Origin of the sequence: Enterococcus sp. DIV0546, assembly GCF_051712785.1 — a bacterium.
GTDB lineage: Bacteria > Bacillota > Bacilli > Lactobacillales > Enterococcaceae > Enterococcus > Enterococcus faecalis.
The window spans coordinates 431,623-454,155 of sequence record NZ_JBIOPO010000001.1; the positions used below are offsets into that span (position 1 = coordinate 431,623).

Sequence of the window (22,533 nt, forward strand, 5' to 3'; positions counted from 1 at the left end):
TGTTTATTTAGAAGAAGATTCTGTTGTTTTACTTGAAGAATCTGTTGCTTTTTCAGAGTCGCTTGTTTTGGTATCACTTGTTTTAGAATCACTTGATTTTGATTCTTTTTTCTCTGAAGAAGCGCTTGAAGATTCAGTTTGCATGTAGCCTGCTAAAGCATTCTTGAAGGCATCATCTTTAATTTTCACATTGGCCGCTTTTAATTCGTCACTAATAACTTTTGCTTGGAATGTTTGATCGGCTAATTTTGTCTCTTCAGCAATTTTCTTGATCTCTTTTTCATAAGGTTTCATGTCATTGCCTTTTGCTTTGTTTTTCGTCATTTTCACTACATAGTAAGTTGTTTGGTACGTTTGTGCGTTTGTTGCAGCAATTGGTTCTGATACTTCGCCATCTTTTAGTTTGAAGGCTGCTTCTTTAACTTCGGCAGGAACAGTTGTTGATTGTGAATCAAATTTAATTTTACCGCCGTCTTTTTTCGTTGCAGCATCGGTTGATTTGTCTTTGGCAATTTTTGCGAAATCGCCGCCGTCAGTGATTTCTTTCTTGACAGCTTTTGCATCATCTTCTGAAGCAACTTGGATAATTTGTGCTTCTACTTCTGGATGGAAGCTTGCCCAAGCTGTTTTTAAGTCTTCATCTGTAATTTTCAAATGATCTTTCAAACCTACTTGCATTGCTTCGGCTTGTTTTAATTGTTTCTTGAATGATTTTTCAGTTAAACCAGCTTGTGTTAGTGCATCAGAGAATTTTCCGCCTTGCGCTTCCACTTGTTTTTTAGCGTCATCAAATTTCTTTTGAATGGCTTTGTCAGTTACTTTGTCGCCATATTTTTCTTCAAAGACTTTATAAATAACCATTTGGCTAAACGCTTGTTGGCTCGTACTTTGTTCTTTAATTTGGTTATAAAAATCATCAACAGTAATTGTTGAACCTTTCATTGTTGCGATATCTTTTGAACCGCTTGAACACGCTGCTAAACTAAAAACGGCCATTGCGCCCGCTGCAGCTAAGATTAGTTTTTTCTTCATTCTCTTATGCACTCCTGTTTTTTTTAGTTTTATTTCTGTTATAACTATACCATACCTCATTTTGAAAAAGAAAGAGTCTCAGGCATAGTTTCAAACAAAATTCGTATTTACGTCACACTTTTTATTTTTTTAATAACAAAAGAAATAATTAACATCAAAGACTTTACTTTTGCTTGTTGGTTTGTGTGTCAGGTAATTCAGCTGTAATTTTGGCAATTTGTTCTTTAATTTGAGCAATCCGAGGTTCCGCTTGAAATTTGAAATCAGTGATTTCTTGTTGCAGGTCTTTTGAAAATTCAGTTGCCAGTGGAACGTTTTCTTCGACAACTCCCAAGTTTCGTTGCACCTGATCCCAGTCATTCGTGACTTGATTTTTCAGTGAACGATAGTCCTCTAGCTCATTGATTAAATGCTGACGTGTTTCTTTCCCGCTTCTTGGAGCAGCCAACAAACCGCCAATGGTACCGGCAGCTGCGCCAAAAAAGAGGCCTTTAATAAATTTTTTCATTTAGTTCACCTGCTTTGCAATGGTCTCAGCAATTTCTTGCATCGCTTCGGCGGAATAGTCCTCTTGATGGTTGCCAAAATGAATAGAGAAATCATCTTCTTTTGAATAACGGGGAATCAAATGAACGTGGGAATGGAAAACGGATTGATAAGCCACTTCCTTATTGTTATTTAAAATGTTTAATCCTTCCATTTCTGGAAAAGCTTTTTCTAATGCTCGTGCTACTTTAGGAATACGAGCAAAGACGTCACTTGCTAAAAGGTCATTATATTCAAAAATATCAGCAACGTGTTGTTTTGGAATCATTAAGGTATGTCCTTTGGTCACTTGTGTGATGTCTAAAAACGCGTAGACTTTCTCGTCTTCATAGACTTTATAACTTGGGATTTCGCCGTTGATAATTTTACAAAAAATACAATCATTCATGAAAAATTCCTCTTTTCTCTAGGTTCTTTCCTTTACTTTACCACAAGTTGATTTCTCTGTGGATGAAAAAGTACGTGAGTTCGCTAAAAAGTTCGTTTCATTTCGTGTATAATAAGAGAAAGAAAAAAATCCATTTAATTAAGGGAGTAATTTTTGAATTCTTGGTTCGCTTAGGGTTTAATAATGGTAGAGAGAAAAGGTTGGAGGCAAAAGAAATGAGCTTAACAATTGAACATTTAACAGGAGGTTACGGCCATATTCCTGTCTTAAAAGATATTAATTTTGACGTCAAGTCTGGTGAAATGGTTGGTTTGATCGGCTTGAATGGTGCGGGGAAAAGTACCACCATCAAAAATATTATTGGGTTACTTACGCCGCAAAAAGGCAAAATTATGATTGACGGGGAAACATTGCAGCAAGCCCCTGAAGAATATCGTAAAAAAATCGGCTATATTCCGGAAACACCTTCTTTATATGAAGAATTAACATTGAAAGAGCATATCGAAGTAACGGCCTTGGCTTATGATATTTCATTAGAAGAAGCATTCAAACGAGCGGAACCATTACTAAAAACGTTCCGCTTAGACAATAAATTGGAATGGTTTCCTGCTAATTTTTCAAAAGGCATGAAACAAAAAGTCATGGTACTTTGTGCATTCTTAATTGAACCGAGTTTATATATTATTGATGAACCTTTTCTAGGCTTAGATCCTTTAGCAATTCATGCTTTATTAGAATTAATGGATACGATGCGTAAGCAAGGGGCAGCGATTTTAATGTCCACGCATATTTTAGCAACAGCTGAAAAATATTGTGATCGTTTTGTGGTGCTACACGAAGGGAAATTACGGGCAAACGGTACAATGGCTGAATTACGTGCAGAATTTAATTTACCAGAGTCTTCTTTAGATGATATTTATCTTGCCTTGACGAAGGAAGAAAAGGTGGGGTAACATGGGCGAATTTTTTAGTCAACGTTTGTCACGGCATTTCAAAAAAATGTCCAAGTACTTGCGCTATATTTTAAATGATCATTTTGTTTTAGTCTGTATGTTTTTATTAGGCGGATTAGGTCTGTACTATTCCCAGTTGTTAAAAGAATTACCTCGTGATTTTGTTTGGGGCAGACCGTTAATTCTATTGGGCTGGCTGCTACTCATTCAAGTTGGTAAGTTGGCTACTCTGACAGAAGAGCCAGACAAGGTGTTTTTATTACCAAAAGAAAAACAATTCGCTGCTTATCTGAAACGAGCGCTGCGCTACTCTTTACTTTTACCGATTGTAGTCAGCTTTCTAGGAAGTGGCCTATTGATGCCGTTGATTGTAGTCACAACAGGTTGGTCGTTTCAAACCTTCTTTTTATTTTTGGTCATGCTAGTTTGTATGATTTATACACATCTTAGTTTACAAAGCTATGGGCTCTATCATCTTTCGTCAACCACTTACCGTAGTTGGTGGTTTGTTTGGTTGATCAGTAGTCTCTTGATTATGACGGGAGCTATTTACTGGACGCCTTGGGTTGGTGTGATTGGTGGCATCATTCTGGCCGTTTGTTTATCGAGTATTTGGCAAAATAAGATGAAACAGAGTTTCTTGGATTGGGAAAAAATGATCCAAAAAGAACAAAACAGAATGCATAGAATTTATAAATTCATTCAGCTGTTTACAGATATTCCTGAAGTGAGTAGTACAGTGAAACGCCGTAAATACTTAGATCCTCTCCTCGGAGTAGTCAAAAAAACATCTGAGAACACGTATGCTTACTTATTCATTCGGAGCTTTTTACGAGGTAGCGAATATAGCGGCTTATTGTTTCGTTTGATTTTGGTTGGTGGCGTGCTACTCTTCTTTTTACAAGAATTCTGGATTGCGTTGGTAGTTGCTTTATTGTTTGTCTATTTAATCGGGTTCCAGTTGATTCCCATGTACACGCAATTTGATTATATGGTGATGACACAGTTATATCCAATTTCAATAGAAAAAAAACAAGCAGCGATTCGCCGGTTAATTAGCGGCGCATTATCTGTTGCGGCCATTATTTTTGGTGGGATTGTCTGCCTTCGTTTAGGCAGTTTGCAAAATAGCTTGATCATTCTGGGTGCCTTAATTGTAGAAGTTGTGATTTTCACTAAAATGTATGTTCCAATGCGCTTGAATAAGTTATAAAGATGAGAAAACCCAGCAAAATTTACAAAAGAACCACATAGAAGCTTGACGAAGCAAGGTTTGGCGACTAAAATGGTAATTGCTGTAAAAATTGCAATAAAATTGTGTTGAGATAGGAGATAATTTCCATGGAATTTCAGTTGGATAAAGACTGGCGTCTGCAGCCGATAAAGGGCGCAACTGGTCAAACATACATGGGAATAAAAGAAACAGAGAAAGTGTTCATTAAACGAAACACTTCTCCACTTCTTGCAGCATTGTCTAAAGAAGGGTTAGCCCCGAAGATGATTTGGACAAAGCGGACAGCGAATGGCGACGTACTAACAGCCCAAGAATGGCTGGAAGGACGTTTATTACATGCGGACGAAATTGGCAAACGCAATGACGTGATTGACGTGTTATACCAATTGCATCATTCCAATTTGCTGAAAGACATGTTGAAAAAAATTGGTGGCGAAGTTTGTACCCCGCTAACAATGTTGAAAGAGTATAAGCGTCAACTACCTAAAGAATTAAAACGAAACAGTTATTTAAAAGAAGTAATCACTTATTTATATAATCATTTACCAGAATATCCAGAAACTAGCTATGTGGCTGTCCACGGCGATGTGAATCATCGGAATTGGTTAGTCTCGAATAATTATCTCTATTTAGTAGATTGGGATTCTGTGATGGTCGCGGACCCAGCGGTAGATTTAGGAATGATTTTGAGTCATTATGTGCCTCGTTCCGGTTGGAATCAATGGTTACTATCTTATGGTTTAATTCCTAATGAAAGTACGGTTCAACGAATTTATTGGTATGGTTTATTTAGCTTTTTACAAGAGATTGTTCGTCATCACCAAGAGGGCGAAAGAAGAGCAATGACTGCAGAAATTTTACAATTAAAACGAATGTTTAGTAGTTAAACTAATTCATTTAACATCCACACAGGCTGGCGAATTTCACCAGTCTGTTTTTAAAAGAAAGGAATTTTAAATATGCGTGTAAGAAATAGACCCGGAGCAGCAGAATATATGGCAAAATATCCACAATATGTGGTAGAAGGTCCTGAAAAATGGCAAGGGAAATGGCAAGAACGTTTTGGCAATAATCATCCCATCCACATTGAAATTGGTTCAGGTAAAGGTCGTTTTATTTATGAAATGGCTAAAGCACATCCTGAAATTAATTATATTGGTATCGATATGCAATTAAGTATTTTATCGATTGCATTAGATAAGCTAGTGGCCGATCCGTTACCTAATCTACAATTATTGCGAGTAGACGGCGAAGCATTAACAGAATATTTTGCTGAAAATGAAGTAGATTTAATCTATTTAAATTTTTCAGATCCTTGGCCAAAGAAAAAACATGAAAAACGTCGTTTAACGTATAAAAACTTTTTAGCGACAGATGAGATTATTTTAAAACCGAATGGAGAAATTCATTTTAAAACGGATAATCAAGGTCTCTTCGAATACTCATTAAGTAGCTTTTCTAAATATGGCATGATTATTGAACGTGTGTGGCTAGATTTGCATAATAGCGAGTTTGAAGGCAACATTATGACAGAATACGAAGAAAAATTTTCTAGTCGTGGTCAACGAATTTATCGAGTAGAAGCACGTTTTGTTGCAAAATAAAAAACAAGCATTCCTTTATTTTAAGTGAAGGAATGCTTGTTTTTTTATTATTTAAGAAAGCCTAAGTTGTCGTTCTTAAAGCATAGGCGTCCAATAAAATTCTGGCCAGAATGGATAATGGTAACCGTGAACGCACTTCATAATCGGGGAAAAAGGAGCCTTCTGATTTGAAGCCTACGAACGGAATTTCAATGTATTTCATTAAACTAGAGTGTTTGCTTGCAGTTAAAAGGATAGTCCCAATTTCTGAGTCGTAACAGTTTTTACCAGCGACAACTAATTCTTGGGTTTCTCCGTTTAAAGAAACAAAAAGAGCCACATCTTTTTTTGATAACTTTTTACTAATATTTTTAATAATTTCTGGGTCCGTATGCAGTTCACAGTATTTGCCAGCCAATTGAAACTTAACCATCATTTCCTGAGCAATTAATTCTGAAAAACCTCTAGCAAAGATAATAATCCGTCGAGAAGCTTTGATTTTTTGGATCGCATCTTCGATATTACCAATTTCAATCATGTTAATCGTGCGAGTTACTTCTTCTTCATTCTTTAAAATGGCCGTCCGAATTCCTCGGTCTACTTTTTCTAATGCTGAAAAATTTATATTTTGGTTTTCTTTATCTTTCAAATGATGCTTGAAGGATGTGAAACCTTCATAGCCTTTCTTTTTCATAGTTCTTACAATCGTCGCAGTTGATACGTTGGCTCGTTCGCTTAATTTTACAATGGAATAATCAGGGATTTCTAAAATATGTGTTTCGATAAAATGCCAGAGATATTGCTCCGACTCACTCAATTTTTGTTCCATAATGGCCAGCCCTTCTTTCTTTCACTAAAAAAACATTTATAAGCCTATTTTTAATGAAAAAAAATAAAAAAGCTAGAGAAATTATGAAATTGTAAATGTTTTCTCTATTTTTGCGAAAGAATGAAAACCTTTACATAGTATTTTGAGACATAATAAAGAGGAGAAAGGAGGAACTACAGTGACTATTTATACATGTACATTAAATTTAGCCATTGATTTATTTATCGAAACAGAAGAGCTAGTTCCTTTTGTCGTGAATCGCACGAAGGAAGATGATATTCAAGCAAACGGGAAAGGAGTCAATGTTTCCCTAATTTTAAAGATGTTAGGGATTGATAATACCGCTTTGGGAGTCAAAGCTGGTTTCACTGGGAACTATGTCGAGGATTATTTAAAAGAAAAAGAGATAACCACTGATTTTATCGAAGTCGCTGGTACAACGAGAATTAATGTGTTTACAAAAGTTACCCAAGATCAAAAGGAATACAAATTAGTCAATAAAGGACCAAAATTATCTGAAGAACATGTACAACGTTTTTTGAAAAAAATTTCAGAGTTACGTAAAGGGGATTATTTGTGCGTATCAGGAAGTTTACCACAAGGGGTTTCGCCAAGTATTTTGATTGAAATTAGCCGAATTTGTTTTGAAAAGCAGGTGTTCTTAATTTTAGACAGTAGTTATGAAGAAATTTTAGATTGTTTGCCTTATCAACCATTTTTATTGAAACCAAATGAAGAAGAACTTCAAGAGTGGTTTCATACAGAAGTGCAGACTAAGGACGATTACATTTTTTACGGACAAGAATTACTGAAGCGGGGAGCCAAAAATATTTTACTTTCTTTAGGTAGTGAAGGGGCTTTATTTATGAACAATGAAAAGGTTCTTTCAGGTAATTCACCAACTGGAATGGTTGTGAATACAGCTTGTTCAGGGGATGCAATGTTAGGTACCTTTTTAGCTGGCTGGCATCAAGGACTTTCATTGGAAAAAAATTTAAAAAGAAGTATTGCAGCAGGTAGTTCAACAGCATTTCGCAAAGGATTGACAGATTTTTCAGATGTTCAGGAGTTAGAGCAACAAATAAAGATTCAAGAGGAGGAATAAACAGATGGCTACGTATCAATTAATAGCTGCTACAGGTTGTCCGACGGGAATAGCGCACACGTATATGGCACAGGAGGCATTGGAACAAGCTGCGAAACGTAAAGGTATTACGATTAAGGTTGAAACACATGGTCAGATTGGCATAGAAAACGAGTTAACACCTGCAGAAATCCAAGGAGCGGAGGCAGTCATTATTGCCGCCGACAAAGACGTTCAAGCAGAACGTTTTGCTGGGAAACGAATCATTGATGTCCCTGTCAGCGTTGGTATTAAAGAAGCAGATCGCTTAATTGAAGAAGCGCTCGCAGGCAAAGGATCGATTGCGGCCGAAAACCAAGCAGTGGATGAACTTGAACAGGAAACACAGATTTCTTCAGGAAATGTTGGACATAGTATTTATAAAAACTTAATGAATGGCGTCTCTCACATGTTGCCGTTTGTAGTAGCAGGCGGCGTTTTAATTGCTCTTTCTTTTGCTATTTGGGGCATTTATTCATTTGATCCAGAAAGTAGTCAGTATAATGCTACCGCTGCTATGTTAAAAAGTATTGGTGATGCCTCAATGGGCATGATGGTGCCAATCTTATCTGCGTATATCGCAGAGGGGATTGCCAAACGACCTGGTTTGGTTGTGGGCTTTGTCGGTGGTTTGATTGCTAACACTGGTGGCACTGGCTTTTTAGGAGGGATATTATCTGGTTTTCTTGCTGGGTATTTCATTCTTTTATTACAAAGAGTATTTAAAGGTTTGCCTAAATCATTAGATGGTTTAAAAGCAATTTTCCTTTATCCAGTCATTGGCGTTGCAGTTATTGGTATCACTATGTCTTTACTAGCAGATCCGATGAAAGCTGTTAACGAAGGAATGATGAGCTTTTTAGCTAGTTTCCAAAACTCCAGTCCGTTGGTTTTAGGAATAATTGTGGGTTGTATGTGTGCCTTTGATATGGGAGGTCCAGTTAATAAAGCGGCCTATGTTACTGGGACGGCACTCTTAGCTCAAGGAAATACTTCTTTTATGGCAGGAGTTTCTGCTGCCTGCATAGCGCCACCTTTAATTACAGGCTTTGCTACATTATTCTTTGGAAAATACTTTGACACAAATGAACGCAATGCGGGGCTAGTGAACTTTATTTTAGGCTCCACACATATTACAGAAGGCGCTATTCCGTTTGCGGCAAAAGACCCCTTGAAGGTTTTACCAATTATGATGCTCGGATCTTCAATTGCGGCAGTCCTAACGTATATGTTTGGGGTACAAGTGCCAGCACCTCATGGAGGATTTCTTGTTTTACCGGTTGTTACTCACGCTGTTCAATGGGTTTTGGCAATTTTAGCTGGTTCATTGGTAGGTGGCTTATTGCTAGGTTTTGTACAAAAAAGTAGAATCGCCAAACAAGAGCAATCGTTATCAAAAAAATGAAATAACAGGAATTAGGAGTGGATGGAATGGCTTTTATTAAAGAAAATCATATTTTTTTAAATCAACAGTTACAAACGCAAGAGGATGTTTTTCACTTTTTAGCAAAAAAATCAACAGAATTGGAAGTTGCTCAGGACGCACAGGAAGTTTTCGATAAACTGAACGAGCGAGAACAAGAAGGAACAACGGGGATGATGAATGGATTTGCGATACCTCATGCAAAAGCAGCAACGATTCAACAAGCGGCCATTATCATCGTTACCTTGGACCAAGGTGTTGAGTGGCAGAGCCTTGACAACCAATTAACGGAGTTTGTGATTGCGCTGTTTATTCCAGATGCCGAAGCTGGCACGACACATTTGAAATTACTCTCTTCCGTTGCGCGCCTCCTATTAAGAGAAGAAGTTACTTCTGGACTGAAACAAGCAAGTTCGCCAGCTGAAATTGCTACGTTACTAAATAATCAATTAGGAGAGGGAACAGAATGAAAAAAATTAGTGAACAAAAACGTAAACATTTAGAAAATCTGGTAGATGATCAAGGGATTATTGGAGCACTAGCCATTGATCAACGTGGGGCCTTAAAACGCATGATGGGAAAATACAAAGAGGTGACTGCGCAAGAAATCAGTGACTTTAAAGTATTAGTATCTCGTTGCTTAACACCAGAGACTTCAGCAATTTTGTTGGATCCAGAATATGGCCTAGCTGCTGCTGAAAATCGAGCACAGACTTCAGGTTTGTTACTTGCGTATGAAAAAACGGGCTACGATGCTTCGACACCAGGACGGTTCCCCGATAGTCTTGATGTTTGGTCGGTTAAGCGTTTAAAAGAAGCTGGCGCAGACGCGTGTAAATTTTTACTTTACTACGATGTTGACGAAAGTGAAGCAATCAATGAACGAAAGAAAGCTTATATAGAACGGATTGGTTCAGAGTGTTTAGCCGAAGAAATTCCATTCTTTTTAGAAATTGTCTCTTATGATGCAAACAATTCGGATAGTGCTTCAAAAGAATACGCTAAAGTAAAACCGCACAAAGTAATTGAAGCGATGAAAGAATTTTCAAAGGATCGCTATAATGTTGATGTTTTAAAAGTAGAAGTCCCTGTGAACATGAATTTTGTAGAAGGTTTTGGCACTGAAAGTCTTTATAGCCAAGATGAAGCGCAGGCCTTTTTCAACATGCAAAGTGAAGCAACACAACTTCCATTTATTTTCTTGAGTGCAGGGGTTAGTGCTACGATGTTTCAGGAAACATTGAAATTTGCAAAAAAAGCAGGTTCCTCGTTTAATGGAGTCTTATGTGGTCGCGCAACTTGGGCAGACGGCGTGCTTCCATTTGTTCAACAAGGTGCTGAAGCAGCCGTTGCGTGGCTTGAAACAACTGGTAAAACAAATGTTGAAGAATTGAATCAGGTTTTAAGAGAGAGCGCAGTATCAGTCTTTGAAAAAATACAGTAATTAAGCTGAAAATATATACTGAATTTAAACTATTTGGTCATCTGAATTAAATTTTTTCAGAAATCGTCTTCTTTAAGTGAACTCAATGTACGCAAACTCAAAAGATATGATATAATTATTTTGATATCGATGTATGAACACCCAAAAAGTAACAGTGCTTTACTTTATTTGGGGAAAGTTGGGGTATTATGGGAATTCCTAAAGAAGGCGAGTTTGTAACCATTCAGAGTTATAAACATGACGGACATTTACATCGAACGTGGCGTGATACGATGGTACTAAAAACGAGCGAGTATTCTTTAATTGGTGTGAACGATCACACGTTAGTAACGGAATCCGACGGACGTCGGTGGGTGACTCGTGAACCAGCCATTGTTTATTTTCACAAGAAATATTGGTTCAATATAATAGCAATGATTAGAGAAAAGGGGGTTTCGTATTACTGCAATCTGGCTTCGCCATATGTTTTAGATGACGAAGCGTTGAAGTATATTGATTATGATTTAGATATCAAGGTTTTTCCAGATGGTGAAAAACGTTTACTAGACGTTGATGAATATGAATTTCATAGCAAACTAATGGATTATCCAGAAGATATTGACTTCATTTTAAAAGAAAATGTCAAGACTTTAGTGGATTGGATTAATAACGAAAAAGGCCCCTTCTCGCCCGAATATGTAGATATCTGGTATCAACGTTATCAACAGCTATCAAAAAAATAGCCGATGTAAACAGCCCACAAAAGGAGCTTGGAGCATTAGCCAAAATGGCTAATGCTCCAAGCTCTAAATTTTCCGATTTAATTGGTGTTATAGTTCTTTATTCATTTCGTAGTGTTCAATGCCAGCATCCATAAAAGGTGCGCCTGTTTTTTGATAACCTAAACGTTCATAGAAGCCTACAGCGGTGACTTGTGCTCCTAGAGTAATCTTGTGGTAGCCTTGTTCTTTGGCAAAATTTTCCGCCGCTTCCATAATCACTCGTCCATAGTCGGCGCCACGGTAAGCTTTTTCAACGGCCATTCGTTGTAATTTCATAACGCCATTTTCTAGTGGAAGCAAGCGACAAGTTGCGACAGCTACATGATCCGTGTACAAAACAAAGTGAATACAACGAGCTTCATATTCATCGATTTCCATCTCTTCTGGTACCCCTTGTTCCGCTACGAATACGCGTTGACGAAGCCGGACAGCATCTAAATAAAGATCACTCATGGTATCTTTTGTTTGAGCTACATGCATAGAAAAACCCCCAAGTTCAGAATCTGTTTCTATTTTATTATACCACGAAAAAGTTCTAGCAATGAAGTATTCTCAATGACTGAGGGCGGAAGGTGTGATAAAATAAAACAGCAACAATTGAATAAAAATAAAGGAGGAGCCGATGTGATTAATCGATTTAAAGAATCGAAATTATTTTTCTGGTCAGTTGAATTACTTGTCGTGGCCATGCTATTATTTATTGCTTCGAAAATTAATTTCTTATTTGCACCGATTGGGACATTCTTTTCAACGTTGTTTGCCCCAGTCTTAGTAGCAGGCTTTTTGTATTATTTACTAAATCCTGTGGTCAATCTACTAATGAAGACGAAAATGAAACGAATTTATGCCGTCTTACTGGTATTTTTATTACTAATCATCGCATTAGTTCTGATCTTATTAACAATTATCCCTAAGTTGGCAGATCAGCTAGCTAGTTTAGCATCAAGTATGCCGGATTTCTTTAAACAAGTGGAGACCTGGATTTATGAGATTGCGGAGTTACCTATTTTTAAACAAATTGATTTAACAAGCTATATTGAAAAAATGGATATTTCTTATGCAAATATTATCCAACAATTTTTAAGTAGTTTATCAAGTAGCTTAGGTTCAATCGTATCAACGGTGGCGTCAACCACCATTGTTTTGGTCACTGCGCCATTTATTTTATTTTATATGTTAAAAGATGGAGATAAGCTAGTACCAGCGATTCAACGCTTTTTACCTGAGAAAAGAAAAGATGATATTGTGGATCTTTTAGGACAATTGAACCAAACCTTATCCAGCTATATTAGTGGGCAAGCGATTGAATGTTTATTTGTTGGTACATTTACGATTATTGGGTATTCATTGCTTGGCGTTCGTTATGCCTTTTTATTTGGTGTCATTGCCGGCTTTACGAATTTAATTCCCTATCTAGGCCCTTATCTAGGATTAGCGCCTGCTGTCTTAGTGACCATCTTTAATGAACCCGTCAAAGCAGCCTTATGTTGTTTAGTGGTGCTAGTGGTTCAACAATTGGACGGAAATATTATTTATCCAAACGTTATCGGAAAATCTTTAAAAATCCATCCGTTAACGATTATTTTAATTTTATTGGTGGCAGGAAATTTAGCAGGTTTGCTAGGTATTTTCCTCGGTGTCCCATTTTACGCAATCTGCCGGACCATTATCTACTATGTTATTGATATGGTCAAAGCGGGTCGTAGTGAAAAAGTTACCAATGCCGTTCTTTTAGGGAATGAAACAAATACGAAAGAAAATAACGGTTAATGATTGAATCCGCTAATCTTTCGTGCTATGATTTTATGGATTAGGATAGAAAATAACCTGTCATAATACTGATTGTGTCTGTTTCTAAGCCTAACCATAAAAAGAGGAAGAACATTAAAAGAGTACGAAAGTACAGCCTCGGAATTATCAACAATTAAGGAGAGAGAGAACATTATGAATAATGCTGACCCTGAGAGTCAGTCGCTAATTGCGCAACTTCTATTATTAGTCGTGTTGACGTTTATCAATGCCTTTTTGGCAGCGGCGGAAATTGCAGTCGTATCTGTTAACAAGAATCGTGTGGAACAAAAAGCGGAAGACGGCGACGCAAAAGCTCAAAAATTGCTTAAGGTATTGCAAGACCCCAATAACTTTTTATCCACAATCCAAGTAGGGATTACTTTGGTTAATATCCTATCTGGTGCTTCATTAGCAGAGACTTTATCTAGTCGTTTGGCCCCTGTATTAGGTGGCGGCGCCGCAGCTAAGAGTCTTGCCAGTATCATTATCTTAGCTTTGTTAACGTACGTTTCTATTGTATTTGGTGAATTATACCCTAAACGAATTGCTATGAATAAATCAGAAGAAGTCGCTCAATTGACTTCTGGTGCAGTCCGCTTTTTAGGAGTTATCGCGCGTCCCTTCGTTTGGTTGCTATCGGCTTCGACCGATTTATTATCCAAAATCACACCAATGACTTTCGATGATGCCGATTCGAAGATGACACGAGATGAAATGCGCTACATGCTTGAAACAGAAGGTGTTTTGGAAAACGAAGAACTAGAAATGCTACAAGGTGTCTTTTCATTAGATACAAAAGTGGCACGAGAAGTAATGGTTCCTCGGACAGACGCATTCATGGTTGATATCCAAGATGATGTCCAAGAAAACATCAATTTAATTTTAGGAGAAAATTATTCTCGGATTCCTGTTTATAGTGAAGACAAAGATAAAATTGTTGGTATTTTACATACCAAAACGTTACTAAAAGCTGCACGTAATTTAGGCTTTGAAAACATTGAATTAGGCGCAATCATCCAAGAACCATTATTTGTCCCAGAAACCATTTTTATTGATGATTTACTTTATGAGTTAAAACGAACACAAAACCAAATGGCGATTTTACTAGATGAATATGGCGGTGTTGTCGGTTTAGCAACACTGGAAGATTTACTAGAAGAAATCGTTGGTGAAATTGACGATGAAACAGATGAAGTAGAAAATTTATATACACAAGTGGCCGACAATGAATATTTGGTTCAAGGACGCATGTTAATTGACGAATTTAATGAAGTATTTGAAACAGATTTACACATGAGCGATGTTGATACAATGGCAGGTTACTTAATTACAGCATTAGGAACCATTCCTGATGAAGGGGAAAAACCTTCTTTTGAAGTGGGCAATATTAAGTTAACTGCTGAAGAAATGGAAGGCACACGTTTGCTAGTCTTACGCGTTCATTTCTACGATGAAGAAACTGTCGATGAAGAACCAGAAGAAAATCGTCGTTTTTTCCGTAAAGAAATGGAAGATGACGAACCAAGACGTTAAAAATAACCTGTGACATCAGTCGTTTTGACTAATGTCGCAGGTTTTCCTTTTAAAAAACAGCCAACAGCAGCTCTTTATTCTCAAGGCTTGACATGATATACTAGCAAAGGTTAATCAAAAATTATGCTGAAGAAAATAAATAAATAAACATCACAAGTGATAAGGAGATTTTTATGACGATCAATCAAAAAGAAGCAGTCGATAGTCGCCGTACGTTTGCGATTATTTCCCATCCGGATGCTGGGAAAACAACGATTACTGAACAATTATTATTATTTGGGGGCGCCATCCGCCAAGCTGGAACCGTCAAAGGGAAAAAAACAGGGAACTTTGCCAAATCTGACTGGATGGAAATTGAAAAACAACGGGGAATTTCGGTAACGAGTTCTGTGATGCAATTTGACTATCAAGACAAACGGATTAATATCTTGGACACCCCAGGACATGAGGATTTCTCAGAGGATACGTATCGGACCTTAATGGCCGTGGATAGTGCTGTGATGGTTATTGATAGTGCCAAAGGGATTGAAGCACAAACGAAAAAACTTTTCCAAGTTGTTAAAAAACGTGGTATTCCAATTTTTACTTTTATTAACAAATTGGACCGTGACGGACGGGAACCATTGGAACTTTTAGAAGAATTGGAAGAACTATTGGATATTGAATCTTATCCAATGAACTGGCCAATTGGTATGGGAAAAGGCCTAGAAGGTCTATACGATATTTATAATGAACGTGTGGAATTATATCGTCCAGAAAATAATGGCGGGGAGCGTTTTATTCCTTTAAAAGATGGCGATATCCCAAGCGATTTACCATTGCACAATAACAGCGTTTATCAACAAGTGTTGGAAGATGTTGAGTTATTGGTAGAAGCAGGCGATGAATTTAGCGAGGAAAAAATCGCTCGTGGTGATCAAACGCCAGTCTTCTTCGGTTCTGCTTTGACAAACTTTGGGGTTCAAACATTTTTAGAAACCTTCTTACAATTTGCGCCTGCGCCACATGCGCATAAAACAGAAGAGGGTGGCGAAGTAAGTCCTTATGAAAAAGAATTTTCAGGCTTTGTCTTTAAAATTCAAGCGAATATGAACCCAGCCCATCGTGATCGAATTGCCTTTGTTCGAATTTGTTCAGGTGTTTTTGAAAGAGGCATGGACGTGACTTTAGGTAGAACAGGCAAAAAAGTCAAATTAAGTAACGTGACACAATTTATGGCGGATGCCCGCGAAAACGTCACAGAAGCTGTTGCAGGCGATATTATCGGTGTGTATGACACAGGAAATTACCAAATTGGCGATACTTTGTATGAAGGGAAAATGAATGTTCAATATGAAGAGTTGCCGTCATTTACCCCTGAATTATTCATGAAAGTGACTGCCAAAAACGTGATGAAACAAAAATCTTTCCATAAAGGAATTTACCAACTGGTTCAAGAAGGAGCCATTCAATTATACAAAACATATTTAACAGAAGAATATATCATTGGCGCAGTAGGTCAATTGCAGTTTGAAGTTTTCCAATACCGAATGTCTAATGAATACAATGCTGAAGTAGTAATGACGCCAATGGGTTCTAAAATTGCCCGCTGGATTAATCCAGAAGATTTAGATGAACGCATGAGCTCTAGCCGAAATATTTTGGCACGGGACCGTTTCGATCAACCATTGTTCTTATTTGAAAACCAATTTGCGGAACGCTGGTTTGCGGATAAATATCCAGATGTTGAACTGAAAAGTTTGATGTAAAATTAATTTGTAATCAATCAGTAGCTGAATCTTTAGAAGATTGAAGCTCGCATCTTTAGCAAAAATCTACTAAGATGCGTTGGTTTGCAAGAAGTCCTTTTTTATCAAAATTTGATAAGAAGGGACTTTTTTTCATGAACTGGGAGGATATTATTTTAGAATTTTGTATGGATATTACAGTGAGAGGTTTTTCAAAAATAACAATCAAAAATTATAAATCAAAATTGAGAAACACAGCAAATTTTTTCAAATCAATAAATGTTGAACCGTTACAGCTTGAAAAGAAACATATAAAAAGTTGGATAATAGATATGCAAGAAAAAGAAATGCAAGCATCGACAATCAATGTCAGTGTTAGCAGATTAAAGAAGTTATTTGACTATATGTTAATTGAAAAATATATTGATTATAATCCGTTTGTTGATATTGAAAGATTAAAAGAACAAAGAAAAGTAATCTATCCTTTGAATGATTATGAAATTAAACAAATGCTGACAGTTGCTAAAAAACACCCATACAAACATATAGCACAAAGAAATGTTGTGATATTGATGTTGATGATTGAATGTGGGTTGAGAATTAGCGAAGTTTGCGAGATACGAGATGAAGATATTATGAATAATCAAATCATTATTAGAAAATCAAAAAATAATAAGGATAGAGCAGTCGCTGTCAGTCCAATTCTCAAAAAAGACATAATAAAATATCAACGAATTAAGAAAAGAAAATATGGTTTGTTAGAAGGAAATCCTTTTATTGTCAGTAATCTAGGTAAAAAATTGAATGAAAAAAGTATTTGGCAGATTATGCAAGAAATAAAGAAGCAAATTGATATAAGAGATTGTGTCCGTTTTTCGGGGCATACGCTAAGACATACTTATGCAAGTATGCAATTACGGAACGGATTAGATATTTATACGTTAAGTTTAAATATGGGGCATAGTTCAATTGAAATGACTCAAAGATATGTTCAAACGTTAAGTAGCGAAGATTTTATTGAGAAGTCTATTAAAACGAGTACTTTGATGAATTTGAGGTGATTCATTCACTGATGCAACTAGTTAATAAGTTAAAATAAATTTCTTAGACTTTTAATTGGACTTCCCAATTAAAACAAAAAAAATAAACTCAGTAACAGAATTAGAAATTCGTGCAATATTTACTGAAAAATGAGTAATCACACAAGTGTTTATTGATGTAGTATTAGCTAAATCTGCTGAATTGATTGAAAAATCTAACTTGGCTTGGGAAAAATCTCATACAAACTTGCAAGAGTTTACTAATGACGAATACCAAGCATACATGGGAGATAATGGTGCATACTTCAACGAATTAAAAGAAAAATATCTAACTCAAAAATATGTTGACTTCGCTCGTAAAGTATTAGAAATTGCGAAAGGTAATAACCAATTCAAAAAAGATGATGAAGGAACTGAAACTACTGAAGCAACAGTTCCAGATAAAAAAACTGTTAAAGAAAGCACTGCAGTAGCTGATGAAGATTTGTTAGATTTTGATAATTTAATGATTTAATATAAGTAGGAAATGAAACGACCTAAAAAAGTTAGTTTTTGTTTAACTTTTTTAGGTCGTTATTTTTATGGAAAAGTATGGTTTTGAATTCAAATTAAAAATTGTTGAATGCTACTTATTAGAACGAATCAACCTGCGTATTTAATAGATTATAGCTTTCCGAGTGTCTTACCGCATTTTTATTACAATGTTTAATACTTGAAATTAAATTTATTTAGAATTTTTACTAGTGTGATTTAAATTACATAGTATCAAAGAGTTTTTCAATAGCATGTGATATAATCAAATTAAGAATATCATATATAGTAAGGGGCTAATTAATATGGAGGAAGTTTTTGAAGTGAGTAACCAGAGTATTGATTATCGTGCTTCATCTTATAAAAATGTAATTCACGAAGATGAATTAAAACAAGTTTTATTAGAAACTATTGAACAAAACGGAAAAACTATAGATATTAGTTTATTTGATGATTTGAAAACATTACATGATATATTTTTTTACATACTAGAAAATAGATTGTTATCAGTAATAGATTTAAATAGACTTATCTTAGAAAATATAAGATTTAATTGTAGTAATATTTTTTTCGAGAAAGTTTCTGGACATATAACTGATGAAGATATTAAGTCTGGAATCAATAATATTTCCTCGTTTTATAGTTTAAAAAATACTCCTACAAATTATCATGAAGATTTTTCGGAATCAGGATATAATCTTATAGATAGAATTACTTCAAAAAATATAAATGAACTGTATTTCCCTGTTATAGAATATGATGAAAATAGTGTTAATATAATGGCAAGTGTAAAATTTTTAGAAAAGGATGGAAATACATCATTAAGAGTCTGTATCATATATTTAGATAGAAAAACAAGGTATGCTACGTTTTATGTTAATGGAAAAACTGGAAGTTTTAATATTATAAATGATAATAAGGTCTATATATCTTCAGGTGCTACTTTTTTTAAACGCATAAGAGACTTAATAAATTCTTTTTTTTCTTGTAGTTTCATGTCACATAAGGAAGATTGTTATATAAATAGAGCTAAGATGTTTGATTTTTGTAATAAGATGAATAACTTAATGATAGGAGATTATTCTGAAGATTTAAATGATGCTTTATCTCCTGTTTTAAAAAGACAGATTAAGAAAATATATAAGGAAATGAATAAAAAGAATAGCAAAGTAAAGCTAAACAGTGAGAAAACTGAAATGTTAATGAAACGAATTTTTTCTAATTATTTAGGAGAGTATATTACAACAGGGTATAGTGAAAGTGATTTGATTAGAAAAGCGAAAGAAGCGGGTGCAGTGTGTTATCCGACTAAGATTAGTTTCAGAGGACAACAATTAGCTCGTGGGAGAGCAACAACAAGAGGTAGAAAATTCCCTTTAACGTTTGAATCAATTTTTTATAGTTTAAATACTGATATAGAAATTGCGGGAGAACTAGATGAATTTACGTTAGCTTGGTTTGATGCAGATTTTTTTGATAAACATTCAGAATTGGAGGTTAGTCAAACAACAATTAAAATTACTGAGGAGCTTTTTTCTTTAACTTTAAAAAATACGAAAAATAAAAATAGAGGGATGACAGAACATATTGAGAGAGAAATTAGAAAAGCTATGTATGACTAATGGGGAATGGAATAAGTCCTTGAACATGATAGCTTTACATGGAGATAATTATTTTAGAGAAAAACATTATTTGGAATTGTTAAAAAAATATATGAAAGATGAGGATTCGGCAGTATTTTTCAATAAATTATTGGAACAAAAAATGCTTAAAAGAAAAATCTCATATGAATGTGATGATGAAATTTATGATGCTGAATTGTTAGAAAAAAAGTGTGAAATATGTGGAAATAAAGTTCTAGAACACGAATATTTTGAACTATATTCACCAAGCTATTTGAGTGAACTCTCTGCATATAATATTCAATTATTTGAAAAGTATTTTGATTCAGATTCTAAAATTGTGATGGAAGATATACAAAAAAATATTGACAGAGTAATTCCGTTTGTTGGTTCAGGTATAAGTAAAAGTGTCGGGTTACCATTATGGTTAGAGCTTTTTAAAAAAGCTAGAGATAAGATATCTGATGATTATAAACCTTACTTTGATTTACAGTATGAATCTAAAAATGTTGATAAGATTATAAATGTGATAAAGGAAGCACATCCTTTAATTTGCAATGATAAAGATTTGAAAAAAGAATTAGTAGTCCCTGCAGTTAATAAACGTATTAAGAATGAAGTTTTATTAAATTCAATAATACCTGATGTATTAAAATTGGATGCAGAATATATAATTACAACTAATTATGATGATTTGTTGGAAAAGACTAGTCAGTTGCTAAGTTTAGGATATGAAGAATCAAGGGATATTTCTTCATTCCAAGGATTTGAATCTTTGGATGAAACACAATATATATTCCATATACATGGTTCTATCAAAAACTATGATTCAATGGTAGTTACTAATGAAGATTATGCTAATTTATATGATTCTGAGGATAAAAAAAGAATACTGTCTGGTCTGATAAACAAGCATTCTATGTTGTTTTTAGGATTTTCTATGAATGACACATACTTTAGTGATGAATTTGGAAAAATTTGTGAGTCTAATAAAGGGTATTGCACAAACTATTATGTAATGATTAATGGAGATAGGGAAGAAAAAGACGAGTTATTAAAGACAACAAATGTAAGATTTATTAATATAAAATCAGCTGATTTTGATATTAAAAACCAATATAAGTTTATGATTGACTATATACTGGGGAATATTTATATAGAGTAGCTCTAATAGCTACTCTTTTTTGTTCTACAAATTTGCTCTCCGTTATTTATGATGCTATAAAGGTCCATGTGATGGATACTTTTGTAATTAGTATCCCTTGAAGATGTTGATTTATCAACATCGAAATTGACCACAAAGTTGAAAAGGATACTTTAATTATTATTCAATGTAAAAGTATCCCTTTAAAACAGCATAGGAGGAGGTAAAATGACACGAAATATTATTAATGTAAAACCTATAAAAGATAAACAAGTGATGTTAGATTTTTTAACGGAATTGAAAAAAGGAAAACATGGAAAAAGAGACCATCTGATTTTTGTCATTGGTATTTATACAGGTTTACGAATTTCTGATATTTTGAATTTAAAAGTGTCTGATGTTCAAAATAAGACTACTACAGTCATTGTCGAGAAAAAGACAAATAAACAAAGAGAATTAAATCTATCCAATTTGACTAGTTTAATAATTGATTATTTAAATTCTTATCATGATGGACAATCTAATTGGTTATTTTATAGACCTTCTGACCATTCTAAACCGTTAGGAACCCATCAATACTATAAAGTCTTGCAAAGAGTCGCAGACACCCTTGAATTAGATTATATTGGCACGCACACGATGCGGAAAACATTCGGATATAAATACTACCGACAGTTCAGGGATATTCCTACGCTGATGAAAATACTAAATCATAGTAGTCAAGCAATCACGATTCGGTATATTGGATTAGAAGAGGAAGAAATTCGAGCAAGTTTAGATAAGTTTAATCCTTTAGTTTAAATAGTAAAAAGCACAGTCTTTAAGATTGTGCTTTTTGTTTGTTCTTTTTTAGCTGAACAGTATTAAATTTCTTTTTATTCTGTTGGCTTTTATTATAAAGTTGATGTGCAGTATCTAATTCATTTGTATTTGAAGAAAAGTAAAACGTATCCTTAGATTTTGAATTCTTAGCTAGAACATAAAAGAAGTCCATTATTGAGCTAATTCGTTTTAGTTCATATTGCCTATTTTGAATTTTATCAAAATAACAAATTCTATTTTCAGATTCAATGTAGAGTAAGATATCATCGCGAATATAGTCAGTATTTCCAGCGATTTTTTTATAAGAAAAATCATCGAGTTTTGCTTCCAGTATAGGAATATATTCGATATTGGGAATAGATAGAATTTCAACCGCATCTAAAGAATTTGTATGATAATGAGAGTCAAGTTTATTAGTAATACTTGAAATTTTGACTGGAAATTTAGTTAGTATATTTTTTAGAAATTCTAAATACCAATTCATGTCTTCTTTGGAAATTAATTGATTGTATCGCACATTTGCAATTTGTTTTAATTGTTCGTTCGTTTTGAAGTTAATTTTGCCTGTGACATAAGCTGAAAGATAAACTTCCTTATAGTTGTTATCTTTTGTGATAATTTGAATAGTTTCAGTAAACATAGCATAGTCAACAAGCTTTTGAATAATGTTGGCTTGACTATCTAATAGGCTTAAATTCTTAGAATCAAAATGGTTCGTATAAAAGAAATATTTTCCCAATTTTTGTTTCGTAATCATTTTGTTTTTTTCAAGGGTTTTTAATCGACTTTCTAAACTGATTCGATTGCACTGAAGCATTTTCAGTAGGGTGGATTCATAGATGCCATCTGAGTTGTCAATTAATTGAAATAATTCTTCTGTGTCAATTGCTCGTTTGTTTACAAATTGTGTTGTCATGTTCACTCCCTCCAATAGTAATTTTGTATAATTGATAATATATTATATTTAATAAACTTAATTGTTTATTCTCTAAACTATCCTTTAAAAC

General features: G+C 34.7%; 23 protein-coding genes. 17 read left to right on the plus strand and 6 right to left on the minus strand.

Translation table 11 applies throughout. The features are described from left to right. Window positions 1-3: 3 nt before the first annotated feature. The 3 genes from IGJ24_RS02145 to IGJ24_RS02155 form a co-directional block, all read right to left on the minus strand. Window positions 4-1,032: a peptidylprolyl isomerase gene (locus IGJ24_RS02145; RefSeq protein WP_033594561.1), complete on the minus strand. Its 1,029-nt coding sequence runs from the start codon at window positions 1,030-1,032 to the stop codon at window positions 4-6. A gap of 163 nt (window positions 1,033-1,195) precedes the next feature. Beyond that, window positions 1,196-1,540, minus strand: coding sequence for a YtxH domain-containing protein (locus IGJ24_RS02150; RefSeq protein ID WP_002398135.1), 345 nt, complete (start codon window positions 1,538-1,540; stop codon window positions 1,196-1,198). Then, the gene (locus IGJ24_RS02155; protein WP_002398134.1) at window positions 1,541-1,966 is read right to left on the minus strand and encodes an HIT family protein; all 426 of its coding nucleotides are present in this window, start codon (window positions 1,964-1,966) and stop codon (window positions 1,541-1,543) included. A gap of 215 nt (window positions 1,967-2,181) precedes the next feature. Between IGJ24_RS02155 and IGJ24_RS02160 the strand changes: the two genes are divergently transcribed. The 4 genes from IGJ24_RS02160 to trmB all read left to right on the plus strand — a co-directional run bounded on the left by IGJ24_RS02160 (window position 2,182) and on the right by trmB (window position 5,757). Beyond that, window positions 2,182-2,919: an ABC transporter ATP-binding protein gene (locus tag IGJ24_RS02160; RefSeq protein ID WP_033627612.1), complete on the plus strand. Its 738-nt coding sequence runs from the start codon at window positions 2,182-2,184 to the stop codon at window positions 2,917-2,919. Window position 2,920: 1 nt separating this feature from the next. After that, window positions 2,921-4,132 (plus strand): ABC transporter permease, encoded by a 1,212-nt coding sequence (locus tag IGJ24_RS02165; protein ID WP_002371475.1) that lies wholly within the window; start codon window positions 2,921-2,923, stop codon window positions 4,130-4,132. Between the two features lie 128 nt (window positions 4,133-4,260). Then, window positions 4,261-5,040 carry a phosphotransferase family protein gene (locus tag IGJ24_RS02170; RefSeq protein ID WP_002355531.1) on the plus strand — a complete coding sequence of 260 codons (780 nt, stop codon included), beginning with the start codon at window positions 4,261-4,263 and terminating at the stop codon, window positions 5,038-5,040. 72 nt (window positions 5,041-5,112) lie between these two features. Continuing rightward, the gene (trmB, locus tag IGJ24_RS02175) at window positions 5,113-5,757 is read left to right on the plus strand and encodes a tRNA (guanosine(46)-N7)-methyltransferase TrmB (RefSeq protein ID WP_002371476.1); all 645 of its coding nucleotides are present in this window, start codon (window positions 5,113-5,115) and stop codon (window positions 5,755-5,757) included. 61 nt (window positions 5,758-5,818) lie between these two features. Here the strand turns inward: trmB and IGJ24_RS02180 are convergent, their stop codons facing one another. Next, window positions 5,819-6,565, minus strand: coding sequence for a MurR/RpiR family transcriptional regulator (locus tag IGJ24_RS02180; RefSeq protein WP_002363162.1), 747 nt, complete (start codon window positions 6,563-6,565; stop codon window positions 5,819-5,821). A 178-nt stretch (window positions 6,566-6,743) separates the two neighbouring features. Here IGJ24_RS02180 and pfkB point away from each other — a divergent pair, with 178 nt between their 5' ends. The 5 genes from pfkB to bph all read left to right on the plus strand — a co-directional run bounded on the left by pfkB (window position 6,744) and on the right by bph (window position 11,277). Next, window positions 6,744-7,670 (plus strand): 1-phosphofructokinase, encoded by a 927-nt coding sequence (pfkB, locus tag IGJ24_RS02185; RefSeq protein WP_002355534.1) that lies wholly within the window; start codon window positions 6,744-6,746, stop codon window positions 7,668-7,670. 4 nt (window positions 7,671-7,674) lie between these two features. Then, window positions 7,675-9,093, plus strand: a complete 1,419-nt coding sequence (locus IGJ24_RS02190; protein ID WP_002355535.1) for a PTS fructose transporter subunit IIC — start codon at window positions 7,675-7,677, stop codon at window positions 9,091-9,093. A 26-nt stretch (window positions 9,094-9,119) separates the two neighbouring features. Then, window positions 9,120-9,581: a fructose PTS transporter subunit IIA gene (locus IGJ24_RS02195; protein ID WP_002358680.1), complete on the plus strand. Its 462-nt coding sequence runs from the start codon at window positions 9,120-9,122 to the stop codon at window positions 9,579-9,581. Next, window positions 9,578-10,555 (plus strand): tagatose-bisphosphate aldolase, encoded by a 978-nt coding sequence (gene lacD / locus IGJ24_RS02200; protein ID WP_129193932.1) that lies wholly within the window; start codon window positions 9,578-9,580, stop codon window positions 10,553-10,555. The genes IGJ24_RS02195 and lacD overlap by 4 nt, the downstream gene beginning before the upstream one ends. Before the next feature lie 188 nt (window positions 10,556-10,743). Beyond that, on the plus strand, window positions 10,744-11,277 hold the full coding sequence (gene bph / locus IGJ24_RS02205) for a biofilm phosphatase Bph (protein WP_002355538.1): 534 nt from the start codon (window positions 10,744-10,746) through the stop codon (window positions 11,275-11,277). Between the two features lie 87 nt (window positions 11,278-11,364). On the opposite strand, the gene IGJ24_RS02210 is transcribed toward bph, so the two are convergent. Continuing rightward, window positions 11,365-11,796 (minus strand): GNAT family N-acetyltransferase, encoded by a 432-nt coding sequence (locus IGJ24_RS02210; protein ID WP_002358682.1) that lies wholly within the window; start codon window positions 11,794-11,796, stop codon window positions 11,365-11,367. A gap of 75 nt (window positions 11,797-11,871) precedes the next feature. Here IGJ24_RS02210 and IGJ24_RS02215 point away from each other — a divergent pair, with 75 nt between their 5' ends. From IGJ24_RS02215 to IGJ24_RS02250, 8 genes are all read left to right on the plus strand, one after another. Then, on the plus strand, window positions 11,872-13,086 hold the full coding sequence (locus IGJ24_RS02215) for an AI-2E family transporter (RefSeq protein ID WP_172759295.1): 1,215 nt from the start codon (window positions 11,872-11,874) through the stop codon (window positions 13,084-13,086). Window positions 13,087-13,260: 174 nt separating this feature from the next. Continuing rightward, window positions 13,261-14,640: a hemolysin family protein gene (locus IGJ24_RS02220; RefSeq protein ID WP_002363168.1), complete on the plus strand. Its 1,380-nt coding sequence runs from the start codon at window positions 13,261-13,263 to the stop codon at window positions 14,638-14,640. 173 nt (window positions 14,641-14,813) lie between these two features. Then, a complete protein-coding gene (locus tag IGJ24_RS02225) occupies window positions 14,814-16,388 on the plus strand; it encodes a peptide chain release factor 3 (protein WP_002355543.1) in 1,575 nt (524 codons plus the stop codon). 74 nt (window positions 16,389-16,462) lie between these two features. Next, window positions 16,463-17,428 (plus strand): tyrosine-type recombinase/integrase, encoded by a 966-nt coding sequence (locus IGJ24_RS02230; RefSeq protein WP_048968782.1) that lies wholly within the window; start codon window positions 16,463-16,465, stop codon window positions 17,426-17,428. A gap of 145 nt (window positions 17,429-17,573) precedes the next feature. Then, window positions 17,574-17,921, plus strand: coding sequence for a hypothetical protein (locus IGJ24_RS02235; protein ID WP_289865518.1), 348 nt, complete (start codon window positions 17,574-17,576; stop codon window positions 17,919-17,921). A gap of 322 nt (window positions 17,922-18,243) precedes the next feature. Then, window positions 18,244-19,560: a hypothetical protein gene (locus IGJ24_RS02240; RefSeq protein WP_048968781.1), complete on the plus strand. Its 1,317-nt coding sequence runs from the start codon at window positions 18,244-18,246 to the stop codon at window positions 19,558-19,560. Next, window positions 19,526-20,725, plus strand: a complete 1,200-nt coding sequence (locus IGJ24_RS02245; protein WP_289865519.1) for an SIR2 family NAD-dependent protein deacylase — start codon at window positions 19,526-19,528, stop codon at window positions 20,723-20,725. Before IGJ24_RS02240 ends, IGJ24_RS02245 begins: the two co-directional genes overlap by 35 nt. A 207-nt stretch (window positions 20,726-20,932) precedes the next feature. After that, a complete protein-coding gene (locus tag IGJ24_RS02250) occupies window positions 20,933-21,505 on the plus strand; it encodes a tyrosine-type recombinase/integrase (RefSeq protein ID WP_048968778.1) in 573 nt (190 codons plus the stop codon). Between the two features lie 19 nt (window positions 21,506-21,524). On the opposite strand, the gene IGJ24_RS02255 is transcribed toward IGJ24_RS02250, so the two are convergent. Beyond that, window positions 21,525-22,442 carry a hypothetical protein gene (locus tag IGJ24_RS02255; protein ID WP_048968777.1) on the minus strand — a complete coding sequence of 306 codons (918 nt, stop codon included), beginning with the start codon at window positions 22,440-22,442 and terminating at the stop codon, window positions 21,525-21,527. Window positions 22,443-22,533 lie beyond the last annotated feature (91 nt).

Bases quoted from the DNA above. Each gene is read 5' to 3' on its own strand.
- IGJ24_RS02195 (WP_002358680.1), top strand. From the start codon at position 9,120: ATGGCTTTTATTAAAGAAAATCATATTTTTTTAAATCAACAGTTACAA.
- IGJ24_RS02225 (WP_002355543.1), top strand. From the start codon at position 14,814: ATGACGATCAATCAAAAAGAAGCAGTCGATAGTCGCCGTACGTTTGCG.
- IGJ24_RS02155 (WP_002398134.1), bottom strand. From the start codon at position 1,966: ATGAATGATTGTATTTTTTGTAAAATTATCAACGGCGAAATCCCAAGT.
- IGJ24_RS02210 (WP_002358682.1), bottom strand. From the start codon at position 11,796: ATGCATGTAGCTCAAACAAAAGATACCATGAGTGATCTTTATTTAGAT.
- IGJ24_RS02145 (WP_033594561.1), bottom strand. From the start codon at position 1,032: ATGAAGAAAAAACTAATCTTAGCTGCAGCGGGCGCAATGGCCGTTTTT.
- trmB (WP_002371476.1), top strand. From the start codon at position 5,113: ATGCGTGTAAGAAATAGACCCGGAGCAGCAGAATATATGGCAAAATAT.
- IGJ24_RS02250 (WP_048968778.1), top strand. From the start codon at position 20,933: ATGACACGAAATATTATTAATGTAAAACCTATAAAAGATAAACAAGTG.
- bph (WP_002355538.1), top strand. From the start codon at position 10,744: ATGGGAATTCCTAAAGAAGGCGAGTTTGTAACCATTCAGAGTTATAAA.
- IGJ24_RS02255 (WP_048968777.1), bottom strand. From the start codon at position 22,442: ATGACAACACAATTTGTAAACAAACGAGCAATTGACACAGAAGAATTA.
- IGJ24_RS02170 (WP_002355531.1), top strand. From the start codon at position 4,261: ATGGAATTTCAGTTGGATAAAGACTGGCGTCTGCAGCCGATAAAGGGC.
- IGJ24_RS02240 (WP_048968781.1), top strand. From the start codon at position 18,244: ATGGAGGAAGTTTTTGAAGTGAGTAACCAGAGTATTGATTATCGTGCT.
- IGJ24_RS02220 (WP_002363168.1), top strand. From the start codon at position 13,261: ATGAATAATGCTGACCCTGAGAGTCAGTCGCTAATTGCGCAACTTCTA.
- IGJ24_RS02160 (WP_033627612.1), top strand. From the start codon at position 2,182: ATGAGCTTAACAATTGAACATTTAACAGGAGGTTACGGCCATATTCCT.
- IGJ24_RS02150 (WP_002398135.1), bottom strand. From the start codon at position 1,540: ATGAAAAAATTTATTAAAGGCCTCTTTTTTGGCGCAGCTGCCGGTACC.
- IGJ24_RS02180 (WP_002363162.1), bottom strand. From the start codon at position 6,565: ATGGAACAAAAATTGAGTGAGTCGGAGCAATATCTCTGGCATTTTATC.
- lacD (WP_129193932.1), top strand. From the start codon at position 9,578: ATGAAAAAAATTAGTGAACAAAAACGTAAACATTTAGAAAATCTGGTA.
- IGJ24_RS02215 (WP_172759295.1), top strand. From the start codon at position 11,872: ATGACTGAGGGCGGAAGGTGTGATAAAATAAAACAGCAACAATTGAAT.
- IGJ24_RS02190 (WP_002355535.1), top strand. From the start codon at position 7,675: ATGGCTACGTATCAATTAATAGCTGCTACAGGTTGTCCGACGGGAATA.
- IGJ24_RS02165 (WP_002371475.1), top strand. From the start codon at position 2,921: ATGGGCGAATTTTTTAGTCAACGTTTGTCACGGCATTTCAAAAAAATG.
- IGJ24_RS02230 (WP_048968782.1), top strand. From the start codon at position 16,463: ATGCGTTGGTTTGCAAGAAGTCCTTTTTTATCAAAATTTGATAAGAAG.